Below are 23171 nucleotides of genomic sequence, written 5' to 3'. Positions count from 1 at the left end.
ACCGATATCGAGTTCGCTCGAAGCTGCTCAGTACAACGGGGAAGTCACGGGAACGTTCATCGCCTGACGGCCGGACGGCAGCGTCATCACGGCGGGGCGCGGCTGCAACGGCGCCGGCCGGACCGAGATCTGTGTCGTGGTCGGACCGAGCTCGCGGGCGGCGAGATGCGGCGCATTCTTCCGCAGCACCACGACCTTGGTGCCGACATTGACCCGGTTGAACAGGTCGGTGACGTCCTCATTGGTCAGGCGGATGCAGCCCGACGAGACGAACTTGCCGATCGTCGACGGATCGTTGGTGCCGTGGATACGATACTCGCTGGAGCCGAGATACATCGCGCGCGCACCGAGCGGGTTGCCCGGGCCGCCGGCCATGAAACGCGGCAGATAGGGCTGACGCTTGATCATCTCGGCCGGCGGATGCCAGTCCGGCCATTCCGCCTTGTTGCTGATGGTCTGGGTGCCGGCCCAGGTGAAGCCCTCGCGGCCGACGCCGACGCCGTAGCGGATCGCGCGGCCGCCGCCGAGCACGTAGTAGAGCGCGGTGTTGCCGGTATCGATGATGATGGTGCCGGGCGCCTCCGATGTGTTGAGCGCGACGGTGGTGCGGCGCAGCCGCTCCGGCAGCGCGCCGTCTTCCGTGGCCCCGGTCGAAGGATCGTTCATCACCTCGTCGGAGGGGAATGCGCGTGCTTGAGTCGACGCATAGCCGAGCGCCGGCGAGCGGACCTGAGCGCTCGCCGAAGTGGCGACAATGAATGGCATCGCAAACAGGACGCCGGCGAAGGCAAAATTGCAGGCAAGGGTGTGCGCGGCGCGCGACGCAAGCCGGCGGCTGGAGAGAGACTGCTGTGTCATGTGCTGCCCCTGGACGGGATGCGCATCGTGGTGATGCGATGCCAGGCCAACGCGCATGACCGCCGGAGAGTTCCGCCGCGAATCGTCGCGAAGCCGCGATTGTCAACCCGCTCCGTCTCACGAAGCCGCGATGGAACCTTCGCCGAGGTACCGCCGTTGTCACGCACAATTTGATGCGAAATTCATTTGTCCTCGCACGGGAGGAAGCTGGTGCGCGCCTTTCCGGGTGAACGTATGCTTGGCAACGCCCCCGAAGGCACGCCGCTCCCCGACAGCAAAGCCGAACTGCCGCCGGTGATCAGCCGCGCCGAGGTCGTCGCCTTCGCGCTGGTCGCGCTGCTGGTGATCGCCGTGGTGGCGGTGCTCTACCTGGCGCGTGCCGTCTTCCTGCCGATCACCATGGCCTTCATCGTCGGCACCATGCTGTCGCCGGCGGCGAGCCGGCTCGAGCGCTACCGGATACCGCGCGCGCTCGGCGCGGTGCTGATCGTGATCGCGGTCAGTACCGCCGTCAGCTTCATGGTCGGGCTGATCGCCTCGCCGGTGATGGAATGGAGCTCGCGGCTGCCCGAGCTCGGCGTGATCCTCAAGGAGAAGCTGCATGTGTTCGACCGGCCGCTCGCGCTGTGGCAGGAACTGCAGAGCATGGTCGGCGGCTCCGACACGCTGGCGACGCTGCAGATGCCGAAATTCGAATGGGTGCAGCCGACCCTGGAATTCCTGTCGCCGACCTTCGCCGAATTCCTGCTGTTCATCGCCACCCTGATCCTGTTCATCGCGAGCTGGAAGGATCTGCGCCGCGCCCTGGTGATGACCTTCAGCGATCGCGAGGCGCGGCTGCGCACGCTGCGCATCATCAACGAGATCGAGGTCCATCTCGGCAATTATCTGCTGACCGTGACGCTGATCAATGTCGGCGTCGGCACCATCACCGGGGCGATCTGCGCGGCGACCGGCATGCCCAATCCGGCCGGGCTCGGCGCGCTCGCCGCGACGCTGAACTTCATTCCGATCATCGGCCCGGTCGCGATGTTCGCGGTGCTGGTTGTGGTCGGCATCATCTCCTCGCCGAGCATCGGCGCGGGGCTGATCGCGCCGGCCTGCTTTGCGGTCGTGACCTTCATGGAAGGACACTTCGTGACGCCGACGATCGTAGGCCGCCGGCTGTCGCTGAATGCGCTCGCGGTCTTCCTCGCGCTGGCATTCTGGACCTGGCTGTGGGGCCCGATGGGCGCCTTCCTGTCGTCGCCGCTGCTGATCGTGGCGTTGATCGTGAAGGAGCATTTGATGCCGGTCAATTCGCCGCAGTTGCCGGAGGGTTAACCTCGGTTTCGCATCTGGAACTTTGCCTGATCGGAGGCGTTTTTCCTGCAACGCGAATTATCCGGGAGCTTTCGATGTCGAGCACGGACAGCGCATTTGGGATCAAGAACATGACGGACAAAGCGACCTACGAACGCCTCGAAAAGGATGTCACTGCCGTGAAGAACGATATCGCCGCCCTCACCGAACAGATCACCGACGCGCTCAACTCGTTTGCCAACAACGCAAGCAAGCAGGCCCGCCGCCGCTACAAGGATGCGCGCGCCAACGCGGAAGACGCGCTCGACGACGTGACGGAGCGCGGCAGCGCGATGATGGGCGCGGCGCAGGAGGCGGCATCCTCGATCGAGGAATCGCTCGAAGAGGTGATCACGCAGCGGCCGCTGGCAACCGTCGGCCTGGCGCTCGGCCTCGGCTTTTTGATCGGCGTCACCTGGCGGCGCTAGGCACCGACCAGCTACGGCGGAGCAGGCCCGCGATGACGGTCACGCGCAAACCACTGTTCTGGACGCGATGGCAGCGCTGGCGCGCCACCACCTCGTTTGTCGATGCGCTTTTCAAGGCAAGGCTCAGGACAAGGTTTGGCAATGCTTCAGCGGCTGATCGATGACGTCAAGCAATCCACCGGCAGCGCGCTGCGGCTGACGTCGCTTGCGGCCGCTGCCGCGATCGCGCTGTTCATCACCATCGCCTTCCTGTGCGCGGCCGCCTTCGTCTACGTGCTGCAGCACTACGGTCCGGTGGAGGCATGCCTGTCCGGCGCCGCGGTATTCCTGGTCGTCACGCTGATCGCCGTCGCCGTCTACACGGCACGCAAGCGCGAGATGCAGAGGCGCGCCGAGAAGGCGGCAAAGGCCGCGAAATCCGCCGCGGCGACGATGCTCGCCGACCCCGCTCTGATCGCCACCGGCTTGCAGATCGTCCGCGCCATCGGCGTGAAGCGGCTGATCCCGATCCTGGCGGTCGGCGGCCTCGCGCTCGGCCTGATGGCCAGCCGCAGTGCCGCCGGCAGTAGCGAGCCGGAGGAAGAGGAATAGTTGTTCTCCCTCGGGACGCGAAGCCAGCACCGCCCAACCGTCGTCATCGCCCGGCTTGACCGGGCGATCCAGTATTCCAGAGACGATTGTGATTGAGCCGATGGGCCGCGGCGTACTGGATCGCCCGGTCGAGCCGGGCGATGACAGCGGTGCTTGTTGAGATCGCGGAGCGGGCCCGTTCTCAGGTCACGCAGCGGCCGGGTTGCAGCAGCTTGGCGACTTCGGTCAGGACGCTGACCACGGGCTCGCAGGCCACCTTGCGGGTGTCGCCGGGCCGCGCGCGGGCGGGCGCTGCGGGGTGATTGCGGGCCTCTTCCCGCGCCACGGGAACGCGGACCAGGACCGACGTATCGGGCAGCCGGTCGACCTTCAGCGCGACGGTCCGGCTCGCCAGGCCGCTTGCCGGAACCGTGGCACGGTCGGTCTTGGCGGCGCGATTGACGGCGCTCTCCGGCGCCAATGCGGTGGTGATCTGCTGCCCGCCAATGAGATCGTGGCCGGATGCCAACTGGACCGCGCCGAGCGTCAGTCCAACCGCCAACGCAGCGAAAATTCCCTTTTGAATCTTTGACATGGTGATGTCCCTCGCCCCATGGAAATTCCCGTTGGCGATCACGGACACAACGCGAACGAAACCTGTGGGGTTCTCGCGCCCGGACATCACTTAACCGTGTACGAAAATATTTTGATTCGCGCGGAACGAGTCCGGGGGTCTGCGAGTCATTGCAAGAGCCGGATATTCCCCCTGCCCCATTGACCGGCGACGTAGGGCGCGACCGTGGTGATGCCGGTCGCGCCCTGCTCTTTTTTGATGTGCCGCGAACTTTGATGTGCCGCGACCATGCGTCAGGCGGCCCTGTGACTCACTGATCGCGATTGAAAGCCCGAAGCCAAAGGGACGGTCCTCCATGCCAGCGAGAGGACCGCCTGCTTCAGGCATTGTCGTTCGATGGCATGTCCTGGGATCGAACAACCGTCACTTCACGGCAAGACGGGCAACGACCGACATGAAACTTGATCCCGGTTGTCCGGTCGTCGACGAGCATCAATTCGCTCAAGGGCTCACCGCATTTGCAGGTGACCGTTTTCTGATCGGCAAAATGCATCTGACGTCCTCCATAAGCCTGGAGATCTCATCTCGTCATCGGGGCGAGCCCGCTTGCGCCGTGCTCGCCCCTTAGCTCCGCTCCTTCTCGATCTGTCAGATCCGGGCAATCCGGATGGTGGGTATGGCTCCCGGCGCTTATTTCGAAGCGGATTGCGCCTTCCGTGACTCCGCGGCTTCGCGCGCCTGCCGCTCGGCCTTGAGGCGCTGGAAGTTGTCGTAGAACGCCTTCTCGTTGGCGCGATGCTCCTTCATCGCCTGCGATGCGTCTTGCTGACGCTGCGCATCACGGTCCTTGCGCTGCTGGGGAGTCAAATTCATCCGACACTCCAATTAAGCTCTTGAATCGACGATGGATTCAACGCACGAGGCCGGAAAAGGTTGCACCCTGGGAAGGAACCGGATCTATTTGCGCAGGCTCGCCCAGACGCCGCCGAGGATCAAAAGGCCGCCGACCAGATGGATCAGCTTCGGCGGCTCGCCGAGGATGATCCAGGACAGTAAGGCGCTCGCGATCGGCGCGACGTAGAGCACCAGCGACGTCCGCACCGAGCCGAACCGTGCGCCGAGCCAGGCGAAGCCGGCATAGGCGATCAGGCCGGGCACGAGGCCGGCGAAGACATAGGCCTCGAACGCCCTGGCGTTGAACACCGCGGCCGGCGTCGTCCACATTTCCTGCAGCGCGGGCGGCAACGAGCACAGCGCGCCGGCCGCCGAGAACAGGCTGACCCGCGCCAGCAGCGAGGCGCGCGGCGCGACGCGCGACTGCACCAGCGTGTAGCCGGACCAGCCGAGCATCGCGCAGACCACCAGGAGATCACCCCAGGCCGCGCTCGACTGCGTCAGCGTGTCGAGATGGCCGCCCGAGACGATCAAAAGCGCGCCGGCGAGCGCCAGCGCCGTGCCGAGCCATTGCAGCGGACCGATATGCTCGATGCCGAGCGCGGCCGAGATCAAGAGCACCATGATCGGCGACAGCGCGAAGATCAGCGCGATATGGATCGCCGTTGTCGTGATGCCGGCGATGTAGACCGGACCGCCGCACAGGAACATGCCGAGGAAGCCCGCGGCGAGGATCGGCCAAAAATTCTGCGCCAGCGGGATCTTGCCGTCCCGGACAGCCGCGATCGCGAACGGCGCGAGACCAATGGCGATAATGCTCCAGCGGAAGAAGGCCAGCGAGAACGGCGGCACCGAGCCGGCAAGGCCGCGCGCCAGCACCTGGTTGGAGGCCTGTCCGACCGCGACCAGGATGAAGCCGGTCAGTGCGATCGTGTCTTCCCAGCCCGTGGCCGGGCGGCCGGCCTGGCCTTTCGGCAGCTCCGCATCCATGACACCGCCCCCTCAGCCGGTGCGCAGGCACGCCCCCGCTACTGCTCCGCCGCCTCGCGCTCCATGTCGCGGCCGGTCATGTCCTCGCCCTGCATGTTGGCATATTCGCGCGCCATCTCGCGCATCAGGAATTTGGCGGGGACGTCGTGATAGGTGCCGTGGTCGTTGACGTACTGCATGTAGGCGCGCCCCGCGCCGTCGAAGGGGTGCAGCAGCGCGTCCGAATGACCGTCGAAATCGAGCGGCTTGACGCCAAGCTTGGCGCACAGCGTGTCGTTGAAGGTCGGGGTCGCCTTGCGCCAGGCGCCGTCGACGAACACTTCGGTGAAGCCGTGCCAGGTGAACAGATCCGAGCCCATGCTCTGGCGCAGCTTCTCGGTGGTGAGATGATTGCGGACATCGGCGAAGCCGACCCGGGCCGGGATGCCGTGGACCCGGCAGGCCGCGGCATAGAGCGCCGCCTTGCCGACGCAGTAGCCGTTGCCGGCGGCGAGCACGCTGGAAGCCCGGTAGCTCTCCGCCGAGCGCATGCTGACATAGGGGTTGTAGCGGATGCCGTCGCGCACCGCGGTGTAGAGCCGGCTCGCAATGTCGCGGGCGCCGGCGTCGGATGGGACAGCGGCGCGGGCGAACGCCTCGACAGCGGGATGATCGCTGTCGACATATTCGCCGGGGTCGGTGTAGAGGCGGCTGATCGTCTTGGGGAGATGCTCGGTCATGGTGCAAGCTTAGCAAGCCATCTGCGCAGTTCAATGCAGCGCGTGCAGCCGCATTGCAGAGCTGCCGTTCGGTTCTCGCCGTTCAGTTCTTGAAGTGTTCATCCAGTTGCGGCGGTGGGTAGCTGCGCCGCTTCGCCTTGAAATATTCGCGCGCGAAATGGATGCCGATCCCGATCAGGAACGGCGGGGCGAGCGCGGCGGCGATCATCAGCGCGGTGATCGATTTCGGCGTCAGGATGTCCAGCACCATCGACGCCAGCAGCCACAGCGTGGCAGCAATCACCGCGACGTCGACATGCTTCATTCCCTCAGTCTTTCCTTGGTCCCTGGCCTCGATCCGGGTTCCATCCTACCGGCTGGTCCCCGGCGCGCCAAGGATTCCGGCGGCAAGCGATACCTCGGGCCCTTCACTTTTTTGGAACGGGCCTTGTTTGGAACGGCGCTCGCGCGGGCCACGTTGGTCCGGGACGATCCGGATCAACCGAACGCGGAGGCCGCGATGGGCAACTCCAGTGACATCCACAACGGCGTCGACCATCCCGCCAGCCGGAATGGCGTCAACGACCCGGTCGGCGGGGTCGACGTGAAACGGACCTTCCACGACAACCAGACGCCCCATGAGCGCGCGCAATGGGCCGCCGACGTCCGCGCGGACCCCTCACCGAGGAGCGACGAGGCGTTCCTGCCCGAAGCGCTACGGCGGCGGCCGACGTCGCCGATCAATCCGCGCACCGGCCGCCATCCGACCGATTAGCGTCTGGAGAGATTGACCCGTCACCCCCGCGCAAACGCTTCGCCTTTGTCGCTGGAGGTGCGAGCAAAGCGAGCCTCGAAGGGTCGACGGCCACCGGCCGGGCCGTGCATCCTTCGAGACGCGCGTTCCGCGCTCCTCAGGATGACGGAAGGGGGAACGCGTAGCTGACCATTAGCTCGCGAACGCGCGCACCAGCAGCAGGCCGCCGAACAGCGCCAGGATCGAGAGCACGACGGAGGCCGCGATGTAGGCGGCAGCCGGCCATAGCTCGCCGCGCTGCATCAGCACGATCGCGTCGAGCGAAAAGGTCGAGAAGGTGGTGAAGCCGCCGCAAATGCCGACGGTGAGAAACACCCGCATTGCCTGGCTGACATTCCAGGTCAGCGCGAAGGACTCCGCAAACACGCCGATCAGGAACGAGCCCACGATATTGATCACCAGCGTGCCCCAGGGAAATTCGGCGCCGACCAGGCGCCCCGCGCCGATCGCCACCAGATAGCGCGCGACCGATCCCAGCGAACCGCCGATCGCGACCGCCGCCAACAATTGAACGTTCAACTTCTCACCCTTCCTGCCCGCCACTCGGCGATGCCGACCAGCGTCCCAACGACAAAAGTCGCGGCGACCAGCTCGCCCGGGGCGTCGACCAGCAGAGCGACGACACCGACGAGCCAGATCGACCCGACCAGCGACAATGCGATTGAGAGTGAATCAGGAAGACCCGTCATGCTCTGCCCCTTCTCGTTCGCGGGGCGCACTGCGGGTCGGCGGTGGCGCATGCTCCTACCGACGCTGTCGCGCCCGGTAGGAGTCATCAGCCTTGCGGCGGTTATCGGGGGACTCCATCCCCATCAACGGAGGGATGGTAGGCGAGCGCAGCGACGGGAGCAAGTGGGCGTCCCGCGCCGGTGTCGGTTCACTCGTGCATCGACAGCATCGCGTTCAGCTCGACGGCGGTGCGCAACTGCTCGATCCGAGCGACGATCTGTTCGCGCTTGGCGCCGCGCGGCAATTCCGCGAGCTGGCTCTCGAGCCGCACGCGATGCTCCTCAAGGCGCTGCTCGAACGTGTGGGGCTCAGATCGCTTCCGCTTCCGAATTATCCTCTCCATCACTCATCCTTGGCGGTTGCAGACCGGGACTGTTGGCCCAGCGGTCCAGTTGATCGATGACCTGCGCGTGGCTCGGACGCTGCGGCTTCGGGGCTTCCGGTTCCTCGGACAGCTTGCGGGGCAGCTTGATGTCGTTGGTCATGGCGGTACTCCCGCCAGACAACGGAGGGGCAGCCGGATCGTTCCGCAATTTTCCAATTAAGTTATTGATTTTGCTTGGTAAATATACTCAATCAACGTTTTTATCTGAGTCTGTGGAACCCCACGCAAATTGGTTCGTTTAGCAAACTACTCAACTAACTAATTCTGGGCGATTTGCGATGAATGAGCTTCGCGCTGAACGTCTTCAAGTCATGCTTTCCCCTGAGGAACTGGCTGCCCTCGACGATTTCCGATTCAAGCATCGTATGCCGACCCGCGCCGCGGCGGTCCGCGAGCTGCTCAAGCTGGGCCTGTCCGGCGTCGGCATCGACGGGGCGGCGGGAGTGAAATCCAGCGATTACGGGGTGTTCAATCGAGGGCCCGAAGGGCACACGCAGACGGACGCGCCGGAAGACAAGTAACGGCGGGCTGGCGCTGATGTAACGGTTCAGCCGCCGACGAAGAGGTCCACGACCGCCTTCAGGGTGCAGACCACGAGCGCCGACGTGAACATCGCCGTGCCGAGATCTGCGAGATAAAGCAGCTGCGCCTTCTGCTCCGCATCAAGCCGCGCGATCGCCTTGCGCATGGCCAAGCTCCCTTTTCAGGAGAACGCGTGCCGCGAACACCGGTTCCGTCCGACGCGCGCGCGCTCAGGCCCGCTGCAGCGCCAGGGTCACGCCGCCGAGCGTCAGCGCCATGGCGCCGATCTCGCGCAGGCCCAGCGGCTCGCCGAGGATGATCGCCGCCGAAATCACGCCGATCACCGGCACCAGCAGCATGCCTGTCGACGCCGATGTCGGCGGCAGGCGGCGCAGCGTCTCGAACCAGGTGAGATAGCAGATGCCCATCGGCATCAGCGTCATGTAGGCGAAGCAGCCGAGGCCGAACGGCGTGATGGCGGCATAGTTCGGCTGCTCGAACAGAATGCCGAGCAGCAGCATCACCAGACAGCCGATGCCGACCTGCCAGGCGACCACCGCAAGCGGCGGCATCGGCAGCGGCTTGCGGTTCAGCACGTTGCCGAGCGCGAACAGGATGGCGCAGGCCAGCGCGAGCGCGATGCCGGTGAGCTTGCCGGTGCTGAACGAAAAGCCATTGCCGCCGAGCAGCATCGCAACGCCGGCGACGCCGAGCACCAGCGCCGCCAGATCCCGCAGCGTCGGGCGGCTGTGCAGCACCGGCCAGGCGAACAGCATCGCCCAGATCGGCATGGTGTAGGCGAGCAGCGCGCCCTCGCCGACCGTGACGAATTTCATCGCGATGGTGCCAAAACCCATCCAGGCGAAGACATTGGTGAACGAGGCGAATAGCAGCCTTGGGACCGCCTCGCGCGGCACCGCGAGCGACTGGCCGCGGGCCAGCGCCAGCGTGCCCAGGATCACCGCCGCGCAGGTCCCGGCGAGCCCGCGGGCGAACAGCGGCGGCCATTGCTGCAGCAGCAGCTTCATCAGCGGCCAGTTCAGGGCCCAGCCGAAGGCCGTCACCACCAGGCAGAGGAAGCCGATCGTTCGGTCGCGTTGCGTCGTATCCATGGGCCGCGCTTAGCAGGCGGAGCCAGGCGATTCCACTTCGCGGCACGCATGCCGCACCGCGTTGCGCATGCAGCGGCGCGCGGCAGGCGCGAATGGCCGGCTGTGTCTTCGGATAGCGCCGTCAGGCAAAGGTGGCGACCCCGACCCGCGGCCAGCCCTCGCTCTTCCGCGCGGCGGCAAGCCTGCTCGTCCAGGCATCGATCAAGCTCGCGATCAGGAGGCGGCCGGTGCCGCGCATGTCGGGCAGCTTCATGGTGGGCGTGCCGAGCGTCAGCGCGACCACGCCGTGGGTGGCCGCAAGCAGCGCAGTCGCCAGCCGCGGCGGCAGGCCGGATGCCGGCTCGGCGCCATGCGCGGCAAGATATTCCCGCACCGACATCACGAACAATTCGTAGCTGCGGCGCGCGATCTCGGTCTCGCCGAAATAGACGCCGTCGGGAAACCGGCGGTCCTCGAGCGTGCCGGACATCGAGAACAGCGAACGGAAGTGATCGGGATTGTCGGCCCAATAGTCGAGATAGGTTTCCATCACCCGGCGCAGCCGCAGATCGCTGTCGGCCGTCTGGGCACGGACCCGCTCGAGCTGCTCGGCGACCGCTTCGAGGTTCTGCTGCTTCACCGCGAGCAGCAGCAGCAGCTTGGTCGGATAATATTTGAGGACGGTGCCCTTCGAATAGCCGATCGCGTCGGCGATCTTCTGGATCGAGACGGTCTCGAGCGTACCGGCGGCGAACTCCTTCCGCGCGGTCTCGAGGATCAGCGCCTTCAGCGCCTCCTTGTCGGCCTCCTGGCGCGCCCTGCGCTGAAAGCGCCGCGCTCCCTTGCTGGATCGCTCCTCGATCGACATCGCCTTCTCTTGGCCGTCTCCTGGCCGTGTCCTAGAGGGTTTTCCGGTCCGATGGAATCGAAACGAGGCTCCTCTTGCCATACCGCAGTTAATTGACTATGGTCAATTAACTGATCACAAGACGGGAGGATGCAATGAGCGCCCCTGCGAGCCCCCTCGCCGGCGAGATTGTCCGCAGCGATTTCGATCCGTTCAGCGCGGCGACGCGGGCCGATCCCTACGGCACCTATGCGGAGCTGCGCGCCGCGGCGCCGGTCGTCCGCCTGACCAGGTATGACATCTGGGCAGTGCCGCGCTTTGCCGAGGTCAAGACGATCTTCGGTGACCACGTCAATTTCAGCAACGCCGGCGGCGCCGGGCTTGCCAACCACTTCAAGGAGAAGCCGTGGCGGCCGCCGAGCATCGTGCTGGAAGCCGATCCGCCGCTGCATACGCGGACCCGCGCGGTGCTGGCGCGGATCCTCTCGCCCGGCGCGATGCGGCGGCTCGCCGATGATTTCAAGGCAACGGCTGCGCGGCTGATCGACGGGCTGGTCGAACGCGGATCGTTCGACGCCATCAAGGACATCGCGGAGGTGCTTCCGGTCAGCGTGTTTCCCGACGCGCTCGGCATCGACCAGGAGGGCCGCGAGAATTTCCTGACCTATGGCGCGATGGTGTTCGCCGGCTTCGGGCCCGAGAACGACTATTTCCGCAACCTGATGAACGAGGCGCCGCGCGTACTGCCGTGGGTCGCGGCGCGCTGCCAGCGCGAGGCGCTGCGGCCGGGCAGCTTTGGCGCGCAGGTCTATGAAGCGGCCGACACCGGCGAGATCGGCGCCGAGGAAGCTCCGCTCCTGGTGCGCTCGCTGCTCTCGGCCGGGCTCGACACCACGATCAGCGCGATCGGCATGGCGCTGTACACGCTCGCGCGCCATCCGGAGCAATGGGCATTGCTCGCAGCCGACCCGTCGCTGGCGCGCGCGGCGTTCGACGAGACGCTGCGCTTCGATTCACCGGCACCGTTCGTATTCCGCACCACGCCGCACGACACCGAGATCGCCGGCGTCAGGATCGGCAAGCACGAGAAGGTGCTGCTGCTGCTCGCCTCCGCCAACCGCGACGACGCGCGCTGGGAGCACGCCGACCAGTTCGACATCAGGCGGCGGCTGTCCGGACACATGGGCTTCGGCGTCGGCATCCACGGCTGTGTCGGACAGATGGTGGCGCGGCTGGAGGCGGAGGCCGTGATCGCAGCGCTCGCCGGCCGCGTCAAGCAATTCGACATTGCAGGCCCCACAGCCTTCCGCGACAGCTCGGGGCTGCGGGCGCTCAGCACGCTGCCGGTCAACGTCACACCGAAGTAGCTTCGAGATCCCTCAAGAAAAAGCCGGCGTACCTTTCGATACGCCGGCTTGCACTTTGCCCTCTTGCGTAAACTCAGGTCATGCCGACGCCGCGCGCGGCGTGCGGTTGCGCGAGTTGCGCTGGAAGAACAGCGCCTGGCTCGCCACCGCCGACACCATCGCCGGCTGGAACGGCTTCGAGATCAGGAACGCCGGCTCAGGCCGTTCGCCGGTCAGGAAGCGTTCGGGATAGGCCGTGATGAACACCACCGGCACCTCGAAGGTGCGTAGCAGCTCGTTGACCGCGTCGAGACCGGACGAACCGTCGGCGAGCTGGATGTCGGCGAGGATCAGGCCGGGCTTCTTGTTCTTGGCGAGCGCCACCGCATCGGAATGCGTGCGCGCAACGCCGATGACGTTGTGGCCGAGATTCTTCACCAGGCTCTCGAGGTCCATGGCGATGAAGGTCTCGTCCTCGATGATCAGCACATCGGTGGCGATCTCGGCGGCCATCTCGCGGCCGGCGGCATCGGTCAGCTTGCGCGTCTCGGCGATATCGGTGCCGAGGATGTAGCCGACCTCCTCCTCCGAGAAGCCTTCCAGCGACAGCAGCAGGAAGGCCTGGCGAGGCAGCGGCGTGATGTTGGAGAGCCGGCGCTCTGGCGGCAGCGAGAGCGTCGCCACGTCGGCATTGTCGTTGTTGTTCACCGACACTGAATTCCAGATCTGGGTGAACAGCCGGAACAGGCCGGCGCGCGGACCATGCGTCTGGTCCAGCAACGACCCGTCCTGCAGCAGGGCCTCGAGCATGGCCCCGACATAGGCGTCCCCGGACGCCTGGTTTCCGGTCAGTGCGCGAGCATAACGGCGCAACAGCGGAAGGTGTTCGGCAACGATCTGCGATCGGGACATTCCCACTCCATCCTTGTTCGTGAGGCCAACCGGCCTGAAACCCGTAATCTGGGGCGGCGTACCAATTTGGGGCAACCCCGGTTCCCCTGCATGCCCGACTACGCGCGAAAGCCGGAAAAGTTCCGCGAAATAGTTCCAGTCTTCCGGAACTTTATGCGCAACTTTGCATTAGCTCCTGACCGACGAGGCAACGCGGCCAGCCTCTTTTTTCGAGGAAACATCTTGGAAATCAGAGACTTAACTCCCGGGGAAGCGTGGATCAGATCATGAAGGAAGTAAAGAAGCAGGGCGGTCTCAACGCCGAGATTCAATCGAGAATCGGCCACCAGTTGCGCGCCATGTACGACGATGTGGTGCGGCAGGGGGTGCCCGACCGCTTTGCGGAGCTGATCCGCAAACTCGACGGACCCGAGGCTGCCGCGGCAGCCGTGGCCGGGGGCGATACCGACAAGAACAATGGAGGGGACTAATGCCTCTCACGAATGAACTTCGCGACGATATCCTTGCGTCGGTCCCGAGCCTGCGCGCGTTCGCGATCTCGTTGTCCGGTAATGGTGACCGCGCCGACGATCTGGTGCAGGAGACCCTGCTGCGCGCGATCGCCAACATCGACTCGTTCCAGCCCGGCTCCAACCTGCCCGCGTGGTTGTTCACAATCCTGCGCAACCTGTTTCGCTCCGACTACCGGAAGCGACGGCGCGAGGTGGAAGACGCCGAGGGCAATTATGCCAAGACGCTGAAGAGCCAGCCGTCGCAGGCTGCGCATCTGGAGTTCGAGGAATTCCGCGCGGCGCTCGAAAAGTTGCCGCAGGACCAGCGCGAGGCGTTGATCCTGGTTGGTGCCTCCGGCTTCTCCTACGAGGATGCCGCGGCGATCTGCGGCTGCGCGGTCGGCACCATCAAGAGCCGCGTCAACCGCGCGCGTTCGAAGCTCTCCGCGCTGCTCTATGTCGACAGCGCCGAGGATTTCGGTCCCGACAACACCGTGCGCGCCGTGATCGGCGGCAATGGCGGATAGCCAGGCGCGATGCCAGATTCGAAAGGCGGCCCCCATCGGGCCGCCTTTTTCGTTCGGCGATCTCAATCGGTCGTCGTGAGCCTGGAGTGTTGTCCTGGCGCGTTGCGCGACGGCCGCGCCATCAGCCCGCCATCGCCTGCCTGACGGCGGCCGGCTTGAAGCCGCTTCTCAATTCGAGGATCTTGGCCGCGATCTCGGTCACCGGCACCGGATGACTGAACAGGAAGCCCTGGGCCTCGTTGCAGCCCTCGGCCCGCATGTGGTCCAGCTGCTCGACGGTCTCGATGCCTTCGGCGATCGTGGTCATGCCGAGGCTTCTGCCAAGGCTGATGACGGCGCGCACGATCGACTTCGAGCCATGCGTCGCCGTCGCGTCGCGCACGAAGGATTTGTCGATCTTGAGCTTGTCGAACGGAAAACTGCGCAGATAGCTCAGCGACGAATAGCCGGTGCCGAAATCGTCCAGCGCAATGCGCAGCCCCTGCGCCTTCAGCTTGTGCAGCGTCGCAAGCGTCTCGCTGCTGTTGGCGAGGAAGACGGACTCGGTGATTTCGAGCTCGAGCCGGCGCGGCGACAATTTCGACGCCGCCAGCGCGTTGACGACGACGTCGATGAAGTCGGGATCACGAAACTGGACCGCCGAGACGTTGACCGCGAGCTTCATCTCGCTGGGCCAGGTAACGGCCTGCTCGCAGGCGCGATTGAGCACCCATTCTCCCAGCGGACCGATCAGGCCGATCTCTTCGGCGATCGGGATGAACTGGTCCGGCGACACCAATCCCCGTTTCGGATGGTGCCAGCGCAGCAGCGCCTCGAAGCCGCAGATGCGGTCGAGATGGAGATCGTAAAGCGGCTGGTAGTACAGCGAGAACTCGTCCTTGGCCATCGCCTCGCGAAGGTCGAGCTCGATCGCGCGGCGACGCTGCAGGCTGGCGTCCATCGCGGGCTCGAAGAAACGCCAGGTGCCCCGGCCTTCCATCTTGGCGCGGTACAGCGCGACGTCGGCGTTCTTCAGCAGCTTCTCGCCGGTGGTGCCGTCGCCCGGCGACATCGAGATGCCGACGCTGCACCCGACCACGACGCGATGTCCGTTCAGCTCGTAGGGGGCGCCGACGCATTCCACGATGCGGCGGGCGAGGCGTTCGGCCTCCTCGCCGCCCTGCACGCCGCACTGGATGACTGCGAACTCGTCGCCGCCAAGACGCGCGACGGTATCGATCTCGCGGACGCAGGCGTTGAGCCGGTCCGCGACCGCACACAGCAGTTCGTCACCGACCGGATGGCCGAGCGTGTCGTTGACCTGCTTGAAATTGTCGAGATCGAGGCAGAACACCGCGAAGCCGGAACCGCGTCCGACCTGAGCGACCGCGAGCTCGATCCGTTCCGCCAGCAACGTCCGGTTCGGCAGCTTGGTCAAGGCGTCGTGCCGGGCCATGAACGCGATCTGCGACTCGGCGCGCTGCTGCTCGGTGACGTCCTCGCAGGTGACGAGCCAGCCGCCGTCGGTTGTCGGCCGCTGCGCGATCGCAATGATCCGTCCATCGGCCAGATGCTGCAGATAGTTGCCCTCGTGCTGGGCCATCGATCGCTCGCGTTCCGCCAGCAGGTCGGCAACGGTCCGTTCACCATGATTGCCGGCGGCGACGCTCAGCCCGAGCACGTCCTCCATGGTCATTGCGGGAACGACGAGCTCCGGCGAAATGTCGAAGATCTCGCAGAACCTGCGGTTGGCGACCTGCAGCCGCGCCTCGCTGTTGTAGAGGCACAGCCCTTGCGACATGTGCGTGAGCGCCGCATCGAGCCGCAGATTGGTTTCATGCAGCTCGGCCTTCTGCTGCTTCAACGCGGAGATGTCGCTGTAGACGAGGACGACGCCGCCCTCCTGCGTCTCGCTGCGGCTGACGCGCAGCCAGCGTCCGTCGGAAAGCTGCGCCTCGCTCGCGAAGCCATCGAGCCCGCCGTCGGCCGGCGCGAGGCTGGGGGCATCGAGCCGATCCGACTGCAGAAGCTGCGGCGACAAACGAATGAATTCGCTGGCGCGCGAGTTGGCCAGCGCGATCTGGCCATCCGAATCGAGCAGCACGACGCCTTCGCGCGACGTTTCGAGCGCATCGGAGAGCCGCGCCTGCGCCGAGCGGCGTTGCGACACCTCCTGATCGACCATCCGCCTGATGTTGTCGCGCATGGTTTCCATGGCGGTCAGCAGCGTGCCGAGCTCGTCGGTGCCGCCCTTGGGCACGGTCGCGTCGAGGTCGCCGCCGGCGATGCTGCGCGCAGCCCGCGATGCGATGGCCACGGGCCCGATGATCCGGCGCGCCAGCAACCACGAGAACAGCGCCGACAGGATCAGCGCGACGGTTAGCCCGGCGATGTTGAGCTGCAAATCCCGCTTGATCGTCGAGAGCGCCTTCTGCCGGAACAGAAAGCCGTCGCCGGCGGTATAGTTGACCAGGAGCTCGACCTGCTGGCTGACGATCTTGGAATAGCGATCGAGATCGCCGACCGTCGTCTCCGATGCGCGCGGATCGGCCGCCGGACTTCCCTCGAGCGACGCACCGATCGCGCGGCGATGCAGCGCCATCCAGGCGTCGGCGGCCTCCTGAACCTTTGCCGCGGCTTGCGCGGCCCGCGAGGACTGCGACCGGTCGGCCGCGATCGTCAGATCTTCCGAAAGCGTCTTGGCGAGCTTTTCGATCTGGCTGTCGAGGCTGGCCCGAATTTCCGGATCCGTGGTCAAAAGACGCTGCGACGAGGTGACCCGCATCGAGGCGAAGTCAGCACCGGCCGCGCGGGCGTAATTGATCGACATCAGGGATTCGTCGAACGTCTTGGCCACCAGATCGCCGGCATGGCGGATACCAAGGATCGAGTATCCGCCGAGCGCGACGGCAATCGCGCTCATCGCGAGGCAAAAAATCAGAATCTGGGTGCGGATCGAACCCGTGGTCAGGGCAAGACGCGACAGGCCGCCGGTTGCGAACCGAAAGGCCGCACCGCCCTTGACCTTGAGGTTGCCTAATAGGCTATCCATACCCGCGTTTCGCCGTAGTGCTCGATGTTCAAGCTACGCAGAAACGCGCAGCGCTTGCGGAAAAATGACTGTCTGCTCAAAATTGCTTTAGTAGTGACTGCAACTCATGCTGAAATCGTTAAGATCAGCTGGCGATAATCACCCTTGCAGGTAACCCGGGACGCATCATTTGCACCCTAGAGTAGCCGGTGTTGAAATTCCAAGCGGGGGTCTCATGAAGTCAGGCTTGTTGCGCATCCTGCGCCTCGGCCGGTCCGGCCGCGTGCCTTTATTGGCCGCGATTGTCACGGGAGCGCTAGCCGGCGCCGCTTTGGGTGCGGCTCCCTATGTCATTTCGCAGAAGGATCGTGAATTCAAGCCCGCCGAGATCTCGATCAAGCGCGGCGAGGCTTTACGATTCATTAACGATGACGGCGAGCTGCTTCATCACGCTTATTTGAGCACCGATACGTTCAGTTTCGACTCGGGCGACCAGCAGCCGGGCAGCAAGTTCGACGTCACCTTTTCGGTGCCCGGCGATTACACCGTGTTGTGCGGCATTCATCCGAAGATGAAGCTGGCGGTCCACGTCGCCAAATAGTCCCCCCAGGCATCGACGATCTAAAGGACCGAGGTCTTGAAGATCGCGGCATGGCCGAAATAGTAGACGAACAACGTCAGCGACAGCGCGGCACAGAGCGCGACCGGGGCGAGCCATGGCGCGCGACGATCGCGCGGCAGCACCTTGTTGTCGGCGAGGATCGCAAACAGCACGGCAATGATCGCCGAGTGGCCGATGGTGTCGATCTTGCCGAATTCAAAGCAAGCGCTGATGAACATCCCCGTCAGCACGGTGGCGGCGCAGCGCCGGATCAACGGCGTCCAGATCAGGGCAAAGGCGAGCGTGAATTCCACCATGCCCGCGGCGCGCATGTAGAACTCGTTGTCGAAGCCGAGGGTCATCCCGGCATGCTCGATCAGGAGCGGGTAGCTCCATTCCGGATAGGCCCATTTTTCGATCGAGGCCCACATCAGCGTGACCGAGGCGGCGTACCGCATCACGTCGATCGGGCGGATTCCGAACAGATCCTTGTTCAGCCCGATAAGCGCAAAATAGGCGGCAACACCGAGAAAAATCGGGTAATCGGCAAGATGGAAGACACCGTAGTCGCGAACGCCGATGCCGAACAGGATCGCCATCCCCACCGCCGACAGCGGCAGCGTGCGCCGCGACAGCATGCCGGCGGCGATGCCGAGCTGCAGCGCGCCCACCAGCGGTGACGACGTCTTCAATTCGGGCGTCAGCAGGATCCCGCCCACGGCCCAGATCGAGATGAAGAAGAACGCGCAGACCGCGCGCATCATCGTCTCGGTGTGCAGCCGCAGCTGCTCGGTGATGCGGTCCAGCACGCGAATGGTCGCATCGCCGAGCGATGTCGGCTCGATCAGGCAGCCCGCAAACAGCCAGAAGACGGCAACACCGAGCAGCAGTTCAAAGTCGAGGCAAAGGACATTCTCGAGTCCGCGGGGCTGACCGGCGACATCGTACGCGCAAAACCATTTGACATGTGCCTCGGCACTGCGCGCGGCTGTGACGCAAAACAAAACCGCTGCAAAGCACGTGGCGAAAAAGGAGCGCACAGCCGAGCCGGCTTCTCGCTCCCGCCCACTAAACATCGAACCAACCGCCCACACACAGACTTAAGGACTTGCACGCTTAAGGACTTGTTTAACTTATATCAAATTTTATGGTTTGCGCCTGCCCAAGACATCCGCTGGTTGCATTGTGGTTAATCGCGGCGGGTGGGCCCCGGCCCGCCCCTCGGTGCGGCGTTTTCCGGCCAGTTCCATCGAATTTTAGCTAATTCCGGCACGGGAGCTCAATTCAACTGTCGTAGTGAAGCCGAACAGATCGGATCGGGAGGCCGGTTAGATGTTCGGAATGTTGAGTGTCGTGAGTATCGGGGTGGGGTCGGCCCTCGCCTATGTGACGAAATCGTCCCCGTCACGCACGGCGGCGCTCGAGACGTGCGCGGGCGCGTTCCTGGTGGTCGGTCTCGGCCTGCTTGGGGCCGCACTGCCGCACCTCGTCTGACGAACGCCCCTTCTCATCCCTGTGCTGCGATCAGCGCGGCAATTTGGGGACCCCCGCCACCGGCGGAGCCGTTGCGGTCAAAGTTTGCAGGAAGGCGATCAGGTCCTTCTTCTCGCCAGAAGTCAGAGACAACGGCTTGATGTCGGGCGACCGGCTCGGCCGCTCGATCCCGCCTTTGTTGTAGAGCTCGATGACATCTTCCAGCGTTGCGACCGATCCGTCGTGCATGTAGGGCGCGCGGCGCGCGACGTCGCGCAATGTCGGGGTCTTGAACGCATATTTCAGCTTCGCCGAGGTCGGAAAGAACCGGCCGCGCCCGATGTCGTGGCCCTTGGCGGTGCCGATATCCTGGAAGGATCCGTCGGAGAAGGACGGGCCGCTGTGGCAGGACGAACAGCGTCCCTTGCCGTTGAAGAGCTCAAAGCCCTGCTTGGCTGATGCGCTGATCGCGCTCTCGTCGCCCTTGATCCAGCGGTCGAACGGCGCCTCGCCCGCAACGATGGAGCGCTCGAAGGTCGCCAGCGACTGCTCGATCCGCGGCCGCGTGATGGCGCCGTCTCCGAACGCGTGGGTGAATGCGTCGACATAGCCGGGGATCGCCGCAAGACGTGCGATCAATTCCGGTTCGGTCATGTTCAGGTTCATCGGGCTCAGGATCGGCCCGAACGCAACGGATTCGAGATCCTTGAACTTGCCGTCCCATCCCAGCGGCTCGAAGAACGCCACGTCGATCAATGTCGGCGAGCGGATCGGCAGGCCCTTCGGATCCTCACCGATGGCGCGCGGCAGGCCGTCGGCCCATGACAGGCTCGGCTTGTGGCAGCTCGCGCAGGCGTGCGTCTTTGACCGCGACAGCAAGGGATCGAAGAACAGCATCTGCCCGAGCGCGGATTTCGCCTCCGAATAGGGATTGCTGCTCGGGAAGGGGATGACGTCCGGACGGCGATAGCTGGCACGGATTGTCGCAGGGGCGCTCGGCACCGTCGCCGGGGTCAAGGCAAGCGACAGCCCTACCGGCAAAACTGCCGCGAGCAAGGTCAGGCTGACCCAAAGCCTCATCGGGGTCCTCAGACGGTATCCTGCTCGGTATATGCCTAAGCATGTTCAACGAAGTTTTAACGGTCGGTTGCGAGGTATTACGGGTGCCGGATTTCGTCACAGATGATCACAGATGACACGAGCGTCGTCCGGCGTGCCTGATTTCGATCAATCCGCGCAGCGACAGAGCGACACAACCAGAGGCGGCTGCGACCGCCCTACTTCTTCGCGGGACGGACCGGCGCGGAGAACTGCTCGGTGCGGTCGCGCTCGGTCATGTCGACGACGGTGTCCATCGGCGCGGTGAGCTCGTAGACATAGGAGACGTCGGTGAAGTAGCGCTTGGCGGTGCCGCCGAGCGCCTCCGGCGCGACGCGGTCGAGCAGGATCAGGCCGAAGTCGCTATCGGCGCGCCGCGTCGCCTGGCTGGTGTTGAACTCCTCCCAGCGGAAATGGAAGACCGCGTCCGCATCTTCGCCGGCGACCTCCCAGTTCGCGACGATGTGCGGATGCTTGCCGACCAGCGACAGCCCTTCGTCGGAATGCGAGGCGAGCTCGAAGAACAACAGCGACAGCGATTGCGCGGCGCGGGCGCTGACGGTGATATCGGGACCGTTCACGGCAATCCGGTCAGCATGCGGAATCGCGCGCGATTCGAACAGGCCCTTCAGCTTGACGCCCTGCCACTGGCTCTCGCTGAGCAGCGTGACGACGTTCGACATCGCGTGAATGCGCCCGATCAACAATTCGCGCGCGACGTCGATGTCCGCACCGTGCCGCAGCGTGCGCGTCACGATCGACTGGATCACCGCGAGGATGTTCTTGACCCGATGGTTGAGCTCGTCGATGACAGCGGTGAGCCGGCGCTCGAAGCCGATCCGGACCTCGATCTCGCGGCTGAGGCGAAGGTTGTTGTAGGCGACGTAGCCGAACAGGCCGCAGACAATGCCGGTCAGCGCGAGGCCGATCGCGGCGACGATGGTCGCGGTCTGCTGCGCACGCACCGTGGCATTGCTCTTGGCGTAATAGTCGAGCGACCAGTCGCGGCCGCCGAACGTCACGGTGCGGACCATCGACGGCAGCGGGCCGTCCTGGCGCACCGCGCGCGAGGTGACGATGCCCTGCTCGTTGGCGGTGAACTCGTCGTTGGAATCCCGCGGGTCCTTCAACGCCACCGCGAACAGAGAGGAATCGTCGTTGGTCAGCATGAGCGACGACAGTTCATACGAGAACGTGATGAAGCCGGCCGGCTCGGACGCGCCCTCCTGGAACACCGGCGCGGCGAGCACGACCCCGACCGGACCGTTCTGCCGCAGCAGCGGCACTGGGTCCGAGGCCACGGGCTTGGCGTTGGCCATCGCCCGCGCCAGCATCGGACCGACCACCGAGTGGCGGTCGAAGGCGCGGCCCGGGATGCTCAGGGTCTCCGGATTGCGCGGCTCGACGTCCATCAGCACGTTGATCGGCTTGTCGAGCGCCTTGATGTCGAGCGCCTGGTCGTCGAAATCGCGGATCGAGGGATTGGTGAAGCCGGCGGCCTTCAGCTCCGCCTCGGCCGCGGTCAGCTCGTTCGGCTTGAGCCGCGCGATCCAGGCAGCGACGACGAAGTCGGTCTTGAAGGCGTAGATCGCCGAGCGCAGCGGCTGCAGCATGTTGGCCTTCACCATCGACGGTGTCCGGAACAGCCCCGAGGCCACCCGCGCCAGCAGCTCGCGCTCGGTCAGGCGGTCCTGCACCAGGCTGGCATGGACGTCGATCGCCCGCGCCAGCGCGATACCGTCGATCGCGAGCTCCTGATCATGCACCCGATAGGCGGCAAGACCGGAGAGCAGAACTCCGATCAGCGCAATCAATGCAACGATGAAGCCCAGTCGAACCACACGCTTACTCGGCAATCAGGGGGTGGCGAAAGGGGACTGTAGGCATCTGGCTTCTGCGGGGGCGGCGACAAATCAGGGTGTGATGAACGCCAGCCGCAACGGAATATGGAATAGCGATCATCGGTACGCAACAGGAGCCGGTCGGCAACATTAACGACGACGCCACCCGGCGGTCTTTGGCGGCGCCAAAGGTTGCTAATCGTCAAAGTTGGAAATTGTTCCGGCGATTGCGCAGCTTTTTTGCGGCGGGTGCGCGCCCCCTCTCATTCACCGTCACCCTGAGGAGCGCGAAGCGCGTCTCGAAGGGTGAACGGCCCGGCTGGTGGCCGTCGATCCTTCGAGACGCCGCTTCGCGGCTCCTCAGGATGACGGGAGAGCGATCGTACTAGTGGTCTGCCACAATGATTAACGACTAGCCCGCCTTCGTACCCGCCTTGCCCGGGCCCTGCGACCGAAGGCCGCCCTTGGTCTCGATGAAGCTGATGATGCGGTCGAGGCCGTCGCTCTTCTTGAGATTGGTCATCACGAAGGGCCGCTCGCCGCGCATCCGCCTTGCGTCGGTGTCCATCTTCTCGAGCGACGCACCGACATGGGGCGCGAGGTCGATCTTGTTGATCACCAGAAGGTCGGATCGCGTGATGCCAGGGCCTCCCTTGGAGGGGATCTTGTCGCCGGCGGCGACGTCGATGACGTAGATCGTGAGATCGGCCAATTCCGGCGAGAAGGTCGCCGCCAGATTGTCGCCGCCGGACTCGATCAGCACCAGATCGAGATCGGGGAATTTCGCCCGCATGTCGGCGACCGCGGCGAGATTCATCGAGGCGTCCTCGCGGATCGCGGTGTGCGGGCAGCCGCCGGTCTCGACGCCGGCGATGCGGTCCGGTGTCAGCGAGCCGGAGCGCACCAGGAATTCGGCATCCCATTTGGTGTAGATGTCGTTGGTGATCGCGGCGATGTCGTAGCGCTCGCGCATCGACTTGCAGAGCAGATCCATCAGCGCGGTCTTGCCGGAGCCGACCGGACCGCCGACGCCGACGCGCAACGGGCCATGAGAAGTGGGCATATGTAGAGTGCCTCCGCTATCGTCGTCCCGGCGAAAGCCGGGACCCATAACCACCGAATTCAATTGCT

30 protein-coding genes and 1 riboswitch are annotated in these 23171 nt (G+C 64.9%); of the genes, 10 read left to right on the top strand and 20 right to left on the bottom strand.

What is annotated here, in order from left to right; all coding sequences use genetic code 11:
• Positions 1-27: 27 nt before the first annotated feature.
• The gene (locus XH92_RS05105; RefSeq protein ID WP_194458258.1) at positions 28-858 is read right to left on the bottom strand and encodes a L,D-transpeptidase; all 831 of its coding nucleotides are present in this window, start codon (positions 856-858) and stop codon (positions 28-30) included.
• Positions 859-1068: 210 nt separating this feature from the next.
• Between XH92_RS05105 and XH92_RS05100 the strand changes: the two genes are divergently transcribed.
• The 3 genes from XH92_RS05100 to XH92_RS05090 all read left to right on the top strand — a co-directional run bounded on the left by XH92_RS05100 (position 1069) and on the right by XH92_RS05090 (position 3218).
• Complete coding sequence (locus tag XH92_RS05100) at positions 1069-2181, top strand: AI-2E family transporter (RefSeq protein WP_194458257.1); 1113 nt, start codon at positions 1069-1071, stop codon at positions 2179-2181.
• A 74-nt stretch (positions 2182-2255) separates the two neighbouring features.
• The gene (locus tag XH92_RS05095; protein WP_194458256.1) at positions 2256-2627 is read left to right on the top strand and encodes a YqjD family protein; all 372 of its coding nucleotides are present in this window, start codon (positions 2256-2258) and stop codon (positions 2625-2627) included.
• A 141-nt stretch (positions 2628-2768) separates the two neighbouring features.
• Complete coding sequence (locus XH92_RS05090; protein ID WP_194458255.1) at positions 2769-3218, top strand: hypothetical protein; 450 nt, start codon at positions 2769-2771, stop codon at positions 3216-3218.
• Positions 3219-3399: 181 nt separating this feature from the next.
• On the opposite strand, the gene XH92_RS05085 is transcribed toward XH92_RS05090, so the two are convergent.
• From XH92_RS05085 to XH92_RS05060, 6 genes are all read right to left on the bottom strand, one after another.
• Positions 3400-3792 carry a hypothetical protein gene (locus XH92_RS05085; protein WP_194458254.1) on the bottom strand — a complete coding sequence of 131 codons (393 nt, stop codon included), beginning with the start codon at positions 3790-3792 and terminating at the stop codon, positions 3400-3402.
• Positions 3793-4150: 358 nt separating this feature from the next.
• A complete protein-coding gene (locus XH92_RS05080) occupies positions 4151-4324 on the bottom strand; it encodes a hypothetical protein (protein WP_194458253.1) in 174 nt (57 codons plus the stop codon).
• Positions 4325-4461: 137 nt separating this feature from the next.
• Complete coding sequence (locus tag XH92_RS05075; protein ID WP_016842983.1) at positions 4462-4644, bottom strand: hypothetical protein; 183 nt, start codon at positions 4642-4644, stop codon at positions 4462-4464.
• Between the two features lie 84 nt (positions 4645-4728).
• On the bottom strand, positions 4729-5655 hold the full coding sequence (locus XH92_RS05070; protein ID WP_194458252.1) for a DMT family transporter: 927 nt from the start codon (positions 5653-5655) through the stop codon (positions 4729-4731).
• Between the two features lie 38 nt (positions 5656-5693).
• Positions 5694-6374 (bottom strand): transglutaminase family protein, encoded by a 681-nt coding sequence (locus XH92_RS05065; protein WP_194458251.1) that lies wholly within the window; start codon positions 6372-6374, stop codon positions 5694-5696.
• An 82-nt stretch (positions 6375-6456) separates the two neighbouring features.
• The gene (locus XH92_RS05060; protein ID WP_194458250.1) at positions 6457-6678 is read right to left on the bottom strand and encodes a hypothetical protein; all 222 of its coding nucleotides are present in this window, start codon (positions 6676-6678) and stop codon (positions 6457-6459) included.
• Between the two features lie 195 nt (positions 6679-6873).
• On the opposite strand from XH92_RS05060, the gene XH92_RS05055 reads away from it, so the two are divergent.
• Positions 6874-7128, top strand: a complete 255-nt coding sequence (locus tag XH92_RS05055; RefSeq protein WP_194458249.1) for a hypothetical protein — start codon at positions 6874-6876, stop codon at positions 7126-7128.
• A gap of 171 nt (positions 7129-7299) precedes the next feature.
• On the opposite strand, the gene crcB is transcribed toward XH92_RS05055, so the two are convergent.
• From crcB to XH92_RS05035, 4 genes are all read right to left on the bottom strand, one after another.
• Entirely contained in the window at positions 7300-7686 is a 387-nt protein-coding gene (gene crcB, locus XH92_RS05050) for a fluoride efflux transporter CrcB (RefSeq protein ID WP_194458248.1), read from the bottom strand.
• Positions 7683-7856, bottom strand: a complete 174-nt coding sequence (locus tag XH92_RS05045) for a hypothetical protein (RefSeq protein ID WP_194461716.1) — start codon at positions 7854-7856, stop codon at positions 7683-7685. Before XH92_RS05045 ends, crcB begins: the two co-directional genes overlap by 4 nt.
• Positions 7857-7926: 70 nt before the next feature.
• Positions 7927-7987: riboswitch (Fluoride riboswitch) on the bottom strand.
• A gap of 57 nt (positions 7988-8044) precedes the next feature.
• A complete protein-coding gene (locus tag XH92_RS43570; protein ID WP_256437579.1) occupies positions 8045-8167 on the bottom strand; it encodes a hypothetical protein in 123 nt (40 codons plus the stop codon).
• 37 nt (positions 8168-8204) lie between these two features.
• Positions 8205-8381 (bottom strand): hypothetical protein, encoded by a 177-nt coding sequence (locus tag XH92_RS05035; RefSeq protein WP_194458246.1) that lies wholly within the window; start codon positions 8379-8381, stop codon positions 8205-8207.
• A 178-nt stretch (positions 8382-8559) separates the two neighbouring features.
• On the opposite strand from XH92_RS05035, the gene XH92_RS05030 reads away from it, so the two are divergent.
• On the top strand, positions 8560-8802 hold the full coding sequence (locus XH92_RS05030; protein ID WP_194458245.1) for a hypothetical protein: 243 nt from the start codon (positions 8560-8562) through the stop codon (positions 8800-8802).
• A 26-nt stretch (positions 8803-8828) separates the two neighbouring features.
• Here the strand turns inward: XH92_RS05030 and XH92_RS05025 are convergent, their stop codons facing one another.
• From XH92_RS05025 to XH92_RS05015, 3 genes are all read right to left on the bottom strand, one after another.
• Positions 8829-8969 carry a hypothetical protein gene (locus tag XH92_RS05025; RefSeq protein ID WP_158231282.1) on the bottom strand — a complete coding sequence of 47 codons (141 nt, stop codon included), beginning with the start codon at positions 8967-8969 and terminating at the stop codon, positions 8829-8831.
• Positions 8970-9033: 64 nt separating this feature from the next.
• A complete protein-coding gene (locus tag XH92_RS05020; protein ID WP_194458244.1) occupies positions 9034-9915 on the bottom strand; it encodes a DMT family transporter in 882 nt (293 codons plus the stop codon).
• Positions 9916-10036: 121 nt separating this feature from the next.
• Positions 10037-10762, bottom strand: coding sequence for a TetR/AcrR family transcriptional regulator (locus XH92_RS05015; RefSeq protein ID WP_194458243.1), 726 nt, complete (start codon positions 10760-10762; stop codon positions 10037-10039).
• Positions 10763-10896: 134 nt separating this feature from the next.
• Between XH92_RS05015 and XH92_RS05010 the strand changes: the two genes are divergently transcribed.
• Positions 10897-12108, top strand: coding sequence for a cytochrome P450 (locus tag XH92_RS05010; protein WP_194458242.1), 1212 nt, complete (start codon positions 10897-10899; stop codon positions 12106-12108).
• Between the two features lie 78 nt (positions 12109-12186).
• Here the strand turns inward: XH92_RS05010 and XH92_RS05005 are convergent, their stop codons facing one another.
• On the bottom strand, positions 12187-12999 hold the full coding sequence (locus tag XH92_RS05005) for a response regulator (protein WP_016847263.1): 813 nt from the start codon (positions 12997-12999) through the stop codon (positions 12187-12189).
• Between the two features lie 266 nt (positions 13000-13265).
• Between XH92_RS05005 and XH92_RS05000 the strand changes: the two genes are divergently transcribed.
• Together XH92_RS05000 and XH92_RS04995 are read left to right on the top strand one after the other, a co-directional pair.
• Entirely contained in the window at positions 13266-13469 is a 204-nt protein-coding gene (locus tag XH92_RS05000) for a NepR family anti-sigma factor (protein WP_018269610.1), read from the top strand.
• On the top strand, positions 13469-14017 hold the full coding sequence (locus tag XH92_RS04995) for a sigma-70 family RNA polymerase sigma factor (protein WP_016847265.1): 549 nt from the start codon (positions 13469-13471) through the stop codon (positions 14015-14017). Before XH92_RS05000 ends, XH92_RS04995 begins: the two co-directional genes overlap by 1 nt.
• A 121-nt stretch (positions 14018-14138) precedes the next feature.
• On the opposite strand, the gene XH92_RS04990 is transcribed toward XH92_RS04995, so the two are convergent.
• Positions 14139-17048 carry an EAL domain-containing protein gene (locus XH92_RS04990; protein WP_194458241.1) on the bottom strand — a complete coding sequence of 970 codons (2910 nt, stop codon included), beginning with the start codon at positions 17046-17048 and terminating at the stop codon, positions 14139-14141.
• A gap of 214 nt (positions 17049-17262) precedes the next feature.
• Between XH92_RS04990 and XH92_RS04985 the strand changes: the two genes are divergently transcribed.
• Positions 17263-17628 (top strand): methylamine utilization protein, encoded by a 366-nt coding sequence (locus XH92_RS04985; RefSeq protein WP_194458240.1) that lies wholly within the window; start codon positions 17263-17265, stop codon positions 17626-17628.
• 20 nt (positions 17629-17648) lie between these two features.
• On the opposite strand, the gene XH92_RS04980 is transcribed toward XH92_RS04985, so the two are convergent.
• On the bottom strand, positions 17649-18632 hold the full coding sequence (locus XH92_RS04980) for a hypothetical protein (RefSeq protein WP_194458239.1): 984 nt from the start codon (positions 18630-18632) through the stop codon (positions 17649-17651).
• Between the two features lie 349 nt (positions 18633-18981).
• Here XH92_RS04980 and XH92_RS04975 point away from each other — a divergent pair, with 349 nt between their 5' ends.
• Positions 18982-19122, top strand: a complete 141-nt coding sequence (locus XH92_RS04975) for a hypothetical protein (protein ID WP_194458238.1) — start codon at positions 18982-18984, stop codon at positions 19120-19122.
• Between the two features lie 30 nt (positions 19123-19152).
• Here XH92_RS04975 and XH92_RS04970 read toward each other — a convergent pair whose 3' ends face one another.
• From XH92_RS04970 to ureG, 3 genes are all read right to left on the bottom strand, one after another.
• On the bottom strand, positions 19153-20181 hold the full coding sequence (locus tag XH92_RS04970; protein WP_194458237.1) for a cytochrome-c peroxidase: 1029 nt from the start codon (positions 20179-20181) through the stop codon (positions 19153-19155).
• A 197-nt stretch (positions 20182-20378) separates the two neighbouring features.
• Positions 20379-22040 (bottom strand): HWE histidine kinase domain-containing protein, encoded by a 1662-nt coding sequence (locus XH92_RS04965; RefSeq protein ID WP_194458236.1) that lies wholly within the window; start codon positions 22038-22040, stop codon positions 20379-20381.
• Positions 22041-22452: 412 nt separating this feature from the next.
• Positions 22453-23103, bottom strand: coding sequence for an urease accessory protein UreG (gene ureG, locus XH92_RS04960; RefSeq protein ID WP_194458235.1), 651 nt, complete (start codon positions 23101-23103; stop codon positions 22453-22455).
• Positions 23104-23171 lie beyond the last annotated feature (68 nt).

The organism is Bradyrhizobium sp. CCBAU 53421, from assembly GCF_015291625.1.
Lineage (GTDB): Bacteria > Pseudomonadota > Alphaproteobacteria > Rhizobiales > Xanthobacteraceae > Bradyrhizobium.
This window is presented reverse-complemented; position numbering and strand designations above follow the sequence as displayed.

Excerpts from the sequence above, each read along its gene's own strand:
- XH92_RS05010 (WP_194458242.1), top strand. The coding sequence starts at position 10,897 with ATGAGCGCCCCTGCGAGCCCCCTCGCCGGCGAGATTGTCCGCAGCGAT.
- XH92_RS04985 (WP_194458240.1), top strand. The coding sequence starts at position 17,263 with ATGAAGTCAGGCTTGTTGCGCATCCTGCGCCTCGGCCGGTCCGGCCGC.
- XH92_RS05060 (WP_194458250.1), bottom strand. The coding sequence starts at position 6,678 with ATGAAGCATGTCGACGTCGCGGTGATTGCTGCCACGCTGTGGCTGCTG.
- XH92_RS05085 (WP_194458254.1), bottom strand. The coding sequence starts at position 3,792 with ATGTCAAAGATTCAAAAGGGAATTTTCGCTGCGTTGGCGGTTGGACTG.
- XH92_RS05105 (WP_194458258.1), bottom strand. The coding sequence starts at position 858 with ATGACACAGCAGTCTCTCTCCAGCCGCCGGCTTGCGTCGCGCGCCGCG.
- XH92_RS05025 (WP_158231282.1), bottom strand. The coding sequence starts at position 8,969 with ATGCGCAAGGCGATCGCGCGGCTTGATGCGGAGCAGAAGGCGCAGCTG.
- XH92_RS05030 (WP_194458245.1), top strand. The coding sequence starts at position 8,560 with ATGAATGAGCTTCGCGCTGAACGTCTTCAAGTCATGCTTTCCCCTGAG.
- XH92_RS05095 (WP_194458256.1), top strand. The coding sequence starts at position 2,256 with ATGTCGAGCACGGACAGCGCATTTGGGATCAAGAACATGACGGACAAA.
- XH92_RS05070 (WP_194458252.1), bottom strand. The coding sequence starts at position 5,655 with ATGGATGCGGAGCTGCCGAAAGGCCAGGCCGGCCGCCCGGCCACGGGC.
- XH92_RS05090 (WP_194458255.1), top strand. The coding sequence starts at position 2,769 with ATGCTTCAGCGGCTGATCGATGACGTCAAGCAATCCACCGGCAGCGCG.
- ureG (WP_194458235.1), bottom strand. The coding sequence starts at position 23,103 with ATGCCCACTTCTCATGGCCCGTTGCGCGTCGGCGTCGGCGGTCCGGTC.
- XH92_RS05020 (WP_194458244.1), bottom strand. The coding sequence starts at position 9,915 with ATGGATACGACGCAACGCGACCGAACGATCGGCTTCCTCTGCCTGGTG.
- XH92_RS05045 (WP_194461716.1), bottom strand. The coding sequence starts at position 7,856 with ATGACGGGTCTTCCTGATTCACTCTCAATCGCATTGTCGCTGGTCGGG.
- XH92_RS05005 (WP_016847263.1), bottom strand. The coding sequence starts at position 12,999 with ATGTCCCGATCGCAGATCGTTGCCGAACACCTTCCGCTGTTGCGCCGT.
- XH92_RS04995 (WP_016847265.1), top strand. The coding sequence starts at position 13,469 with ATGCCTCTCACGAATGAACTTCGCGACGATATCCTTGCGTCGGTCCCG.
- XH92_RS04970 (WP_194458237.1), bottom strand. The coding sequence starts at position 20,181 with ATGAGGCTTTGGGTCAGCCTGACCTTGCTCGCGGCAGTTTTGCCGGTA.
- XH92_RS05080 (WP_194458253.1), bottom strand. The coding sequence starts at position 4,324 with ATGCATTTTGCCGATCAGAAAACGGTCACCTGCAAATGCGGTGAGCCC.
- XH92_RS05000 (WP_018269610.1), top strand. The coding sequence starts at position 13,266 with ATGAAGGAAGTAAAGAAGCAGGGCGGTCTCAACGCCGAGATTCAATCG.
- XH92_RS05035 (WP_194458246.1), bottom strand. The coding sequence starts at position 8,381 with ATGACCAACGACATCAAGCTGCCCCGCAAGCTGTCCGAGGAACCGGAA.
- XH92_RS05055 (WP_194458249.1), top strand. The coding sequence starts at position 6,874 with ATGGGCAACTCCAGTGACATCCACAACGGCGTCGACCATCCCGCCAGC.
- XH92_RS05015 (WP_194458243.1), bottom strand. The coding sequence starts at position 10,762 with ATGTCGATCGAGGAGCGATCCAGCAAGGGAGCGCGGCGCTTTCAGCGC.
- XH92_RS05065 (WP_194458251.1), bottom strand. The coding sequence starts at position 6,374 with ATGACCGAGCATCTCCCCAAGACGATCAGCCGCCTCTACACCGACCCC.
- XH92_RS04990 (WP_194458241.1), bottom strand. The coding sequence starts at position 17,048 with ATGGATAGCCTATTAGGCAACCTCAAGGTCAAGGGCGGTGCGGCCTTT.
- XH92_RS05075 (WP_016842983.1), bottom strand. The coding sequence starts at position 4,644 with ATGAATTTGACTCCCCAGCAGCGCAAGGACCGTGATGCGCAGCGTCAG.